The sequence below is a fragment of the Planktotalea sp. genome (assembly GCF_018607965.1).
Taxonomy (GTDB): domain Bacteria; phylum Pseudomonadota; class Alphaproteobacteria; order Rhodobacterales; family Rhodobacteraceae; genus Planktotalea.
The window spans coordinates 1-9,669 of the sequence record NZ_JABBAM010000082.1 but is presented as its reverse complement, the minus strand read 5'-3'; the positions used below and the strand labels follow the sequence as shown (position 1 = coordinate 9,669).

At 52.4% G+C, this 9,669-nt stretch carries 11 protein-coding genes and 1 pseudogene; 5 read left to right on the top strand and 7 right to left on the bottom strand.

Annotated features, from left to right (window positions below; all coding sequences use genetic code 11):
* Positions 1–264 (top strand): annotated as a pseudogene (locus tag QZ279_RS07910) (DUF2063 domain-containing protein); the annotation flags it as partial.
* A 29-nt stretch (positions 265–293) separates the two neighbouring features.
* Positions 294–845 carry a DoxX family membrane protein gene (locus QZ279_RS07905; RefSeq protein ID WP_293449779.1) on the top strand — a complete coding sequence of 184 codons (552 nt, stop codon included), beginning with the start codon at positions 294–296 and terminating at the stop codon, positions 843–845.
* Here the strand turns inward: QZ279_RS07905 and QZ279_RS07900 are convergent.
* Positions 834–1,148 (bottom strand): ArsC/Spx/MgsR family protein, encoded by a 315-nt coding sequence (locus QZ279_RS07900; RefSeq protein WP_293449777.1) that lies wholly within the window; start codon positions 1,146–1,148, stop codon positions 834–836. The two genes, QZ279_RS07905 and QZ279_RS07900, sit on opposite strands and share 12 nt — an antisense overlap.
* A 135-nt stretch (positions 1,149–1,283) precedes the next feature.
* On the opposite strand from QZ279_RS07900, the gene QZ279_RS07895 reads away from it, so the two are divergent.
* Positions 1,284–1,490 carry a cold-shock protein gene (locus QZ279_RS07895; protein ID WP_293449776.1) on the top strand — a complete coding sequence of 69 codons (207 nt, stop codon included), beginning with the start codon at positions 1,284–1,286 and terminating at the stop codon, positions 1,488–1,490.
* A 512-nt stretch (positions 1,491–2,002) separates the two neighbouring features.
* On the opposite strand, the gene QZ279_RS07890 is transcribed toward QZ279_RS07895, so the two are convergent.
* The 6 genes from QZ279_RS07890 to QZ279_RS07865 all read right to left on the bottom strand — a co-directional run bounded on the left by QZ279_RS07890 (position 2,003) and on the right by QZ279_RS07865 (position 7,985).
* The gene (locus QZ279_RS07890) at positions 2,003–2,482 is read right to left on the bottom strand and encodes a dihydrofolate reductase (RefSeq protein WP_293449775.1); all 480 of its coding nucleotides are present in this window, start codon (positions 2,480–2,482) and stop codon (positions 2,003–2,005) included.
* A 3-nt stretch (positions 2,483–2,485) separates the two neighbouring features.
* Complete coding sequence (locus tag QZ279_RS07885) at positions 2,486–3,283, bottom strand: thymidylate synthase (RefSeq protein ID WP_293449774.1); 798 nt, start codon at positions 3,281–3,283, stop codon at positions 2,486–2,488.
* A 44-nt stretch (positions 3,284–3,327) separates the two neighbouring features.
* Positions 3,328–4,812 (bottom strand): glycerol kinase GlpK, encoded by a 1,485-nt coding sequence (gene glpK / locus QZ279_RS07880; RefSeq protein ID WP_293449772.1) that lies wholly within the window; start codon positions 4,810–4,812, stop codon positions 3,328–3,330.
* Between the two features lie 27 nt (positions 4,813–4,839).
* Positions 4,840–6,237: a TRAP transporter large permease gene (locus QZ279_RS07875; protein ID WP_293449771.1), complete on the bottom strand. Its 1,398-nt coding sequence runs from the start codon at positions 6,235–6,237 to the stop codon at positions 4,840–4,842.
* The gene (locus QZ279_RS07870; protein WP_293449770.1) at positions 6,237–6,866 is read right to left on the bottom strand and encodes a TRAP transporter small permease; all 630 of its coding nucleotides are present in this window, start codon (positions 6,864–6,866) and stop codon (positions 6,237–6,239) included. The genes QZ279_RS07875 and QZ279_RS07870 overlap by 1 nt, the downstream gene beginning before the upstream one ends.
* A 108-nt stretch (positions 6,867–6,974) precedes the next feature.
* Positions 6,975–7,985 (bottom strand): C4-dicarboxylate TRAP transporter substrate-binding protein, encoded by a 1,011-nt coding sequence (locus tag QZ279_RS07865; protein WP_293449768.1) that lies wholly within the window; start codon positions 7,983–7,985, stop codon positions 6,975–6,977.
* A 151-nt stretch (positions 7,986–8,136) separates the two neighbouring features.
* On the opposite strand from QZ279_RS07865, the gene pobA reads away from it, so the two are divergent.
* A complete protein-coding gene (gene pobA / locus QZ279_RS07860; RefSeq protein ID WP_293449766.1) occupies positions 8,137–9,306 on the top strand; it encodes a 4-hydroxybenzoate 3-monooxygenase in 1,170 nt (389 codons plus the stop codon).
* 9 nt (positions 9,307–9,315) lie between these two features.
* Positions 9,316–9,669, top strand: a 354-nt coding sequence (gene pcaC / locus QZ279_RS07855; protein WP_293449764.1) for a 4-carboxymuconolactone decarboxylase, incomplete at its 3' end; no start/stop codon positions are given.

Genomic DNA, 9,669 nt, shown 5'->3' with positions numbered 1-9,669 from the left:
CTTGATATTTGGCACTTTAACATGACGCCAGATGCACCCCAACCAAGCGCGGGCGCACAGGATGTCTTGATCACGCGTCAAGAATTTGATCCCCACATGTACGCATTGCCTGCAGGCAGCGCTGTTTTAATTGAGGACCTACAAAACCAGACGTCTCTCGGTACGGCATTGGAAAGCGTCGAAGCCAATTATCCCGACTTCGATTTCTCCGCCCTACTTGGCTTGCTCATCCAAAACGGCGCGCTGACTGCGCTTGTCCCATAACTCACAAAAACGCTTACAAGGAATATCAAATGCGCCGTCTCATTGCCCTTCAAGATCGTCTTATCGCCCCCCTTGGCTCGGGTGATGCAGCCCTTCCGTTTGCTGCGCGCTTTGCGTTTGCCGCATCCTTGGCAATGTATTTTTTCAACTCTGGCCTTACAAAAATTGGCGATGGGCTTACCGGAATTTTCCAAACGTCCCTCGGTGCATACGCACAAATTTTCCCGCGCGCGATGGAGACCGCAGGATATGATGTCAAACAATTGGGCTTATTTCATTGGGCTGTCGTGACGGCAGGAACCTGGGCAGAATTCATCCTCCCTGCCCTGATTATTATTGGCTTGTTTGCACGCTTCGCATCCATTGGGATGATCGGTTTCATCGTTGTGCAAAGCCTGACTGATCTCTTTGGTCATGGTGCGTGGGAAGACACCGCTGTTCTAGGCGCATGGTTTGATCGCATGCCAGATGGCGTCATTCTTGATCAACGCATGTTCTGGGTGCTAACCCTAGCAATCATTGTGTTCAAAGGCGCGGGCTGGTTGTCGCTTGACCGCTTCCTTAACCGCTCAGACGTCTAGCGCTGTCTGCACCTCTTGCGTCCACCCCAGATAAAGTGTCCCGTTGGCCTCAATCAGTGGGCGCTTCATCAGGGCTGGATGCTGCGCCAAAAGCTCTAACGCGGGGCGTGCGCGTTCTTCTTCGCTTAAACCACGCCACGTTGTTGAGCGTCTATTCACCAAAGCCGGTCCAAATTTCGTAGATGCAGCCTGCATCGTTACAAGGGGAACGCCTTGAGCCCGCACATCAATTAACTCTGCAGAGGGCAAGAGTTTCAACGCCTTACGGCATGTGTCGCAGTTCTTGAGACCGTACAGTTTCATGGTGTCCTCCGCTTATGTTTCCAACAAGTCGCTCCATTATGACGAAAATGTCAACTTGCTCAGTCAGGAATTTTCTTGATTTTTTAAACAGCGCGCTAAGCTGTGAATAATTAGAATAAGTCAGGAGTTAACGACATGCCAAATGGTACCGTCAAATGGTTCAACACAACAAAAGGGTTCGGTTTCATTGAACCCGAAGACGGGGGCAACGATATCTTTGTACATATCTCTGCCGTAGAACGCTCTGGCCTGACGGGCCTAGCCGACGATCAAAAGGTGTCTTTCGAAATGGAAGATGGCCGTGATGGTCGTCAAATGGCAGCGAATATCGCTCTGCTCTAGAAACGAGAAAGCCCAGCGGAACCGCTGGGCTTTCTCATTATTCGTTATGTTTAACGCTTAGTGCGAGTGCGTTTGCGTATGCGAATGACTTTTCACATGTGAGTGGGTCTTTGTGTGCGAATGTTTCATCGGCGTATAACCGCGCGCAGCTGTACCACAACAAATGACGCCACCAAGAACGACGGGCTGAAGCCCAGCGGGGCAATAGTTTGGCCCGTGATACGCCGCAGGCGCGACGCTATTTGGGTTATGCGTGCAATCACCCATATACATATCACCCCAGGCGGAAGCCTGTGATGTGGTTAGGTTAGTCGCGCTAGCCGCGAATGCGAAAACTTTTTTTAACATGGAACTGCCTCACTTTTTGATCTGCTCAAGTCTTTTTATATTTATGATTTATGCCTAAAATGAGACGAGATTATGTCAATTTCGGCAGAACCGTGCGGTCGATTTGTACGAATCAAAACCATCTAAGTGTGGTGATTTTGCACAATTTCCATCGAATGGATGGCCTAAACGGCGCGCAAATATTCGTGAACGATACATTTGGGTTCAACGTCTTGCAGCATGGTTTCGCCTAAGATGTTCCAGTCTGCGGTATCAAATTCGGGGAAAAACGTGTCTGCACCGTCCACCTCAAGGTCGACTTCGGTGATCAATAAGCGATCTGCAATTTCTATCATTTCGCGGTAAATTCCTGCACCACCGATCCCGTAAACGCGGCGATATCCACTTGCATAGGCCAAGTCCACAGCCTCAGAAACGCTCTTGCAAACATGCTCTGCTGCGCATCCTTGCGAGGATACAACGATGTTCAAACGGTCCTTCAAGGGCTTGAACGGCAAGCTGTCCCACGTATTGCGCCCCATGATGATCGCACCGCCCAGTGTTTCGCGTTTGAAGAATTTCAAGTCCTCTGGCGCGTACCACGGGATGTCGTTGCCTTTGCCGATGGCCCCGTTTTTGTCGCGCCCGACTACCAGTGAAATCATCGTCTACACCGCCACGGGGGCTTTGATACCCGGGTAGGGATCATAATCGATGAATTCGAAATCGTCGAATGTGAAGTCAAACAACGACGCCACGTCGCGTTTGATCCGCAACTGCGGCAGCGCTTTTGGCGTGCGTGCCAGTTGGGTCTCAACCTGGTCCATGTGGTTGGAATAAATATGCGCGTCGCCAAAGGAATGCACAAAATCGCCCGGCTCATAGCCCGTCACATGCGCCAACATGTGCAACAATAGCGCATAAGACGCGATGTTGAACGGCACGCCTAAGAACATATCAGCCGAACGCTGATAAAGCTGTAGATGCAGCTTGCCCCCGCTGATACGCACTTGCCAAAGCGTGTGACACGGCGGCAGCGCCATGTCGGGCACCTCTGCGGGGTTCCATGCAGACACGATCAAACGACGACTGTCTGGCGTGTTCTTGATTGCTTCAATCAGATCAACGATCTGGTCCACATGGCCCATTTCATTGTTAGCGGGGAAACGCCGCCATTGTTGCCCGTACACGGGTCCAAGATCGCCATTCTCATCGGCCCATTCATTCCAAATCGACACACCATTGTCCTTGAGGTATTTGATGTTGGTATCGCCTGCGATGAACCAAAGTAGCTCATGGATGATCGACTTTAGATGCAGCTTCTTGGTCGTCACCAGAGGGAAACCATCCGCCATTTTGAACCGCATTTGCATGCCAAAATGAGAAAACGTGCCCGTGCCTGTGCGATCCGTGGATTCCACACCGTGCTCTAAAACGTCACGCAAGGCTTGATGATATTGCTTCAACGAAACTCTCCCCAGAATTCGGACTGCTTTAACAAGGGTCGTACTTAGACTGCAAGCGTCGCGTCAACCGCCCTGCCCCAGCGCGCGTACCGCGTTTTGCGGGTTTCTTCGTCCATCGTTGGTTCAAACTTGCGCTCCAACGCCCACGTCGCGGCGAATTCTTCCATCGCAGGATAGATACCTGCGCGTTGACCCGCGAGCCACGCAGCCCCCAGCGCTGTCGTCTCTAACACGTCCGGTCGATCAACAGGCGCTCCTAGTATGTCGGACAGGAATTGCATCGCCCAATCAGACGCGCTCATCCCACCATCCACACGCAATGCGATTTCTTCGGCACCCAGCCAATCCGCATGCATCGCCTCAAGCAGATCACGGGTTTGAAACCCCACGCTCTCAAGCGCGGCTTTCGCCATTTCAGCGGGGCCGGAATTGCGGGTCAGGCCGTAAATAGCTCCGCGACACTCTGCGTTCCAATAGGGTGCACCAAGGCCCGTGAAGGCAGGCACAAGAACTACGTCTTGGGATGGATCGGCATTATCGGCCAACGACTGGGTTTCTTTGGCGTCGCGAATAATCTTCAACCCATCACGCAGCCATTGCACAACCGCCCCCGCAATAAAGATCGAGCCCTCAATCGCATAGGTCGGCTTGCCATCAAGTTGATACGCTATCGTCGTCAACAGGCGGTTCTTTGAAATCACAGGATCGTCGCCCGTATTGAGCAGCGCAAAACATCCCGTGCCATACGTGGATTTTAACATCCCCGGCTTGAAACATGCCTGGCCCACGGTCGCGGCCTGTTGATCGCCTGCAACACCAAGAATTGGGATTTCACGTCCGAATAAATCCGCGCGGGTCATGCCAAAATCAGCCGCGCAATCTTTGACCTCTGGCAACAGCGACATCGGGATATCTAACAGATCACACATGGTTTTGGACCAGCGGCCTTTACGAATATCATAGAGCATTGTGCGCGCGGCGTTCGTGGCGTCGGTCACATGGGATTTGCCGCCCGTAAGATTCCAGATAACCCAACTATCAACAGTCCCAAAGGCAAGTTCACCCGCCTCAGCCCGAGCGCGCGCGCCCTCAACATTGTCGAGCAGCCAATTTAGTTTTGTTGAACTGAAATAAGGATCAAGCAATAAACCTGTGCGCTGCGTGACCATCTCTTCATGGCCATCTGCTTTTAACTGCTGACACAACTCAGACGTACGACGGTCCTGCCAAACAATCGCGCGATGCAGCGCTTTGCCCGTCGCCCGATCCCATAAAACAGTGGTTTCACGTTGATTGGTAATCCCGATTGCGGCGATATCCGTCGCGCTGATCCCCGCCTTCTCAATCGCGCCGCGACATGTGGAGGCAGTTGTTGACCACAACTCGCTCGCCTCGTGCTCAACCCAGCCCGATTTCGGAAAATGTTGTTCAAATTCCTCCTGCTGTGACGCCACAGGGGCCATATCTGGCCCAAACAAGATCGCGCGCGTGGACGTTGTGCCTTGGTCGATTGCGAGGATGTGTTTCATGGATCATTCCGTATATTTGGGCGAAAGTTACACGAGGGATGGCAGCCAGAGCACGATCCCCGGAAAGGCGACGAGCAGCGCAATTGTGACACCGTCTGCGATGAAGAAGGGGGTGACGCCTTTGAATACATCTTGCACGGTCAGGTCATCACGCACACCCGCGACCACGAAACAGTTCAGGCCGATGGGGGGCGTGATCAAACAGAACTCCGCCATTTTCACCACCAAAATACCAAACCAAATCGCGCACATGGGGCCAGACATGCCAAACGCACTATCCGCAGCACTGACCAATTCTCCACCGTTTAACGCCATCACGGCGGGGTAAACGACAGGCAGGGTTAGCAAGAGCATGCCAATCGCATCCATGAACATGCCGAGCACCGCATAGGCCAACAGGATGCAGATCAGGATCGTCAAAGGCTCCATTTCAAGTGCGGTGATCCAATCGGAAAACGCATCAGGCAATTTTGCAAAACCAAGGAAACGCACATAAATCAAAACGCCCCAAATGATGGTGAAAATCATCACGGTTAGCTTGGCGGTTTCAAGCAGTGCTTCTTTTAGCTTTGCCCAGCGCATTCCACGATAGAGCGCCATACAGAAGATGATGAACGCACCGATTGCACCGCCCTCAGTCGCCGTGCCCCACGCATCGCCGAACGGGTTATAGACAAAGAAAATGATGATCACGACAACTGCGACGATGGGCAATGCAGGTGGAAGGGATTCAAAGCGCTCACGCCATGTGAAGCCTCCAACAGGTGGGCCAATGTTCTTGAAACCCAGCGCAAGGCCAATGATCAGAATCGCATAAACGATGGCTGAGAACACGCCCGGAATGAAGCCCGCGAGGAGGAGTTTCCCTACGTCTTGTTCAACGATAATCGCGTAGATCACGAGGATGGCTGAAGGGGGAATGAGGGACGCAAGTGTGCCACCTGCCGCAACGACGCCAGCCGCAAAGGCTTTGTTATAGCCGACCTTTAGCATTTCAGGGATTGCAATACGTGCAAAGACGGCAGCGGTCGCAACGGATGCGCCAGAAACGGCGGCAAAGCCCGCGGTCGCGAAGACAGTTGCCACAGCCAGACCACCCGGAACCCACGCAATCCAGCGTTTAGCAGCCTCGAACAGGGCAACCGTAAGCTTGGCGTGATACGCGAGATAGCCGATCAGAATGAAGACCGGGATTAAGCTAAGCACCTGCGCGGATACTTTGGAATGTGGCGTCAGGCCAGCAATCTTGACGCTGATCTGCACAGCCTTCCAGAAACGCTCAGGATCATAGTCAAACCCGTTCCAACGTAACCAAACAAGTCCAACAAATCCTGCAAGTCCCGCTGCAAAGGCCACGCGCATTCCCAGCAGCACAAATACCAACATACCACCACTGACCCAAAGGCCGATTTCGATCGGTTCCATCAGTCAGATCCCTCCAAGGATTGCGCTTCGATCATCGCTTGTTCCGCAACGGTTAAGGTGAGCGGGACGGCGACAGGGTTTTCAAGGCCCAGTACAAGCGCGCGCCCGTAGCCAACAGCCTGCAAAACAAGCCTGAGGACCAACACGCCAAATGCGATCGGCACGACCAGCTTGGACGGCCAAATCGGTATGCTGACGTCTATTGAACTATCACGACTACAAAACGGCCGTGCGCAATCGAAAGAGCGATCAAAATGATCCCATGCGCCCCACGTAAGCGCGACCATAAGAAGAAGAATGAGCAAGACAGAGATCAATTCGAACAACCAAAGCAAGCGACCCTTTAGAACAGAAACAAGCATATCCATGCGAATATGCGTGCCATCGCGCTGCACGTAGGACACGCCCATAATGGCGATCACGGGCATGGCGGCTTCGATATAATCAACATAACCCATCATCGGAGCGGCAAAAAATTTGCGACCCGTCACGGAATAAACGGCAAGGAACATCAACGAGAAAATCGCAAGTCCACTCAAGAGTGCGCAAAAGCGTTCAATCGGCAAAAGCGCGCGATCTAACCTGCTCAGAAGACTGGAGTCTTCGAGTACTGCGCCTGAACCTGACATGAGCGGTCTCCTGAAATGTGAAAAAGTAAGGTGCGTGAGCGAACACGCACCTTACAGAAAGTTGGAGCACTTAAGGTGCGTGGTTTCCCACGCACCCCCCGTCAATCCTTACATTTTTGCGTCAGCCAAAGCTTTCACAACAAGATCGTACAGTTCTTGACCTGGAAGGCCCTGTGCTTCCATGTCCATGATCCACGCATCACGAATTGGGTCCGCCGCCTTGGCACGGAACTCTGCAATCACGTCTGCAGAAATTTCGACCTTCTCAACGTTCTTCTCAGCCAAAACTGAGTCCCAACGCTGCAACAAATCACCGTAGTTCGCGAGATAGTGATCCAACGCTTCTGGAACTGAACTATCAAGGGCTGCGCGCTCTTCGTCGCTTAGGGACTCGTATGCGTCGATGTTCACAACAACTGGGCAGTTCACAGTGCCCGGGTTCAGGTTCGCAGTCCACCAATCAGCTTGATTGATCGTGCCAAAGCTAAGGTGTGCGTGCTGCGCGAATGCAACCGTATCCACCACTCCGCCTTCCATCGCTTGGTAGGCTTCTGTCGCTGTCACGGATGTCGGAACTGCGCCAACCGCTTCAAATGCTTTGCCCAATCCACCGGTTGCACGAACGCGCATACCTTCAAAATCGGCAAGTGATTTGCGCGCGTCGCCTGTGCCAACAAGGTTGTACTGTGGCATTGGGGACGTCATCAAAAGCTTTGCATTCCACTGCGCCATTTCTTCGGTCGCTGCTGGGTGCGCATAAACTGCTTTGGAAACCGCAACTTCCTGTGCAAGGTTTTCAACGCCCAAGAATGGCAATTCCAGAACAGTGATCACACGGTTCTTGTCGCGGTGATAGCCAGCACAGAACTGCGCCATTTCAAATGCCCCGATGGAGATACCGTCAAGGTTCTCACGGTTCTTGCTTAGACCGCCGTAAGAGACGTTGATTGTGAAGTCGCCATTTGTCTTTGCAGACACCAGCTCTGCTAATTTCTCAACATGCTCTGTAAAGGCGCGGCGCTTGCCCCAAACCGAAACATTCCACTCTGTCGCAGCGGCTTCGCCTGCGAGGGACGCGATAAAGGCTGCGCCAACAATTTTTGCTGTCATATTTTTCATTATAGTCTCCCAGTTGTCACTGTGTGAACCTTAGCGCGCACACGCATCGGCGCAACGTAAAACTTACATTTGATGCTTGGCTCTTTTGGATTTTACAATTTAATCAAGCCTGCTTAGGGTCATGCTACATTGGCTCTGGGAGGACCGAATTTTGAAGACTCAAGTTGCTATTATCGGTGGTGGCCCATCGGGTCTGTTATTGGCAAGACTTCTAGAACGTCGCGGCATTCAAAGCATTGTTCTAGAACGCAAAACCAAAGATTACGTGCTCAGCCGCGTGCGCGCCGGTGTCCTTGAACGCGGGTTCGTGTCGCTTATGAAAGAAGCTGGCGTTTCTGAGCGGCTTGAGGCCGAGGGCTATCCGCACGGAGGCGTTAACATTTCTTTCAACGACGATATGTTTCGCGTCGACATCGCAGCGCTTACAGGCCACAGCGTCACAGTTTACGGCCAAACCGAAGTCACCCGTGATCTTTATGAAGCGCGAGAAAAATCAGGCGGCATAATAGAATTCAACGTTGAAGATGTAGTGATCAACGACGCCAAAAGCGATACGCCTTACTTAACTTATTCGATCGCCGGCCAAGCCCGTCGCATTGACTGTGATTTTGTAGCTGGCTGCGACGGCTTTCACGGCGTCAGCCGTCAAACGATCCCAGAAGATGTGCGTACAGAGTACGAGAAAGTGTACCCATTTGGATGGCTTGGGATCTTGTCCGAGACCCCACCCGTGAACCATGAACTGATTTATGCCAGTTCTGACCAAGGCTTTGCACTGGCCTCTATGCGCAACGAAAACCTGTGCCGTTACTACATTCAGTGCTCTTTGGACGATAAACCCGAAGATTGGAGCGATGATGCATTCTGGGCAGAATTCAAACGCCGCATTCCCGCAAGTGCTGCAGAGACTTTAATTACGGGCCCATCCATAGAAAAATCCATCGCGCGCCTGCGGTCTTTTGTGACCGAACCCATGCGTTGGGGCAATCTTTTCCTATGTGGGGACGCCGCCCATATCGTTCCGCCCACGGGCGCAAAAGGTCTCAACACAGCCGCGTCTGACATTCACTATCTCTACAACGGTCTGCGCGAATATTATGAGAATGGCAGTAGCACGGGAATTGATGCGTACTCCGAAAAAGCCCTCGCACGCGTTTGGAAAACGGAACGCTTTAGCTGGTGGTTTTCTTCGCTTATGCATCGGTTCCCCGATCAGACCGAGTTTGACCTGAAAATGCAGGCTGCTGAAATCGCTTTTTTGAAAAGCAATGAATCTGCGCAACGCGCTATGGCTGAAAATTATGTGGGTCTGCCCTATTAAGGAAACACGATGAACACACGATTTGACGATGGCGTGCGCACGAGACGCTCTGTTTTAGGGGATGATCATGTGGATCGCGCTGAAGCCAATAAAAGCACGTTTGACCAACCGTTCCAGAGCATGATCACCGAAGGGGCATGGGGCACATTGTGGTCTGATGACACGATCCCCAAGCGCGAACGTTCTATGTTGACGCTTGCCTTACTGGCCGCGGCGGGCAATTTCGAAGAAATTCCTATGCACATCCGCGCAACCGCCAACACAGGGGCCAAACCCGAGAACGTTTTGCAAGCGTTCATGCATGTTGCGGTCTACGCAGGGGTTCCAAAAGCAAATCATGCGATTAAGCTTGCCAAAGCAACC

Excerpts from the sequence above, each read along its gene's own strand:
- QZ279_RS07875 (WP_293449771.1), bottom strand. The coding sequence starts at position 6,237 with ATGGAACCGATCGAAATCGGCCTTTGGGTCAGTGGTGGTATGTTGGTA.
- glpK (WP_293449772.1), bottom strand. The coding sequence starts at position 4,812 with ATGAAACACATCCTCGCAATCGACCAAGGCACAACGTCCACGCGCGCG.
- QZ279_RS07895 (WP_293449776.1), top strand. The coding sequence starts at position 1,284 with ATGCCAAATGGTACCGTCAAATGGTTCAACACAACAAAAGGGTTCGGT.
- QZ279_RS07890 (WP_293449775.1), bottom strand. The coding sequence starts at position 2,482 with ATGATTTCACTGGTAGTCGGGCGCGACAAAAACGGGGCCATCGGCAAA.
- QZ279_RS07905 (WP_293449779.1), top strand. The coding sequence starts at position 294 with ATGCGCCGTCTCATTGCCCTTCAAGATCGTCTTATCGCCCCCCTTGGC.
- QZ279_RS07865 (WP_293449768.1), bottom strand. The coding sequence starts at position 7,985 with ATGAAAAATATGACAGCAAAAATTGTTGGCGCAGCCTTTATCGCGTCC.
- QZ279_RS07900 (WP_293449777.1), bottom strand. The coding sequence starts at position 1,148 with ATGAAACTGTACGGTCTCAAGAACTGCGACACATGCCGTAAGGCGTTG.
- QZ279_RS07870 (WP_293449770.1), bottom strand. The coding sequence starts at position 6,866 with ATGTCAGGTTCAGGCGCAGTACTCGAAGACTCCAGTCTTCTGAGCAGG.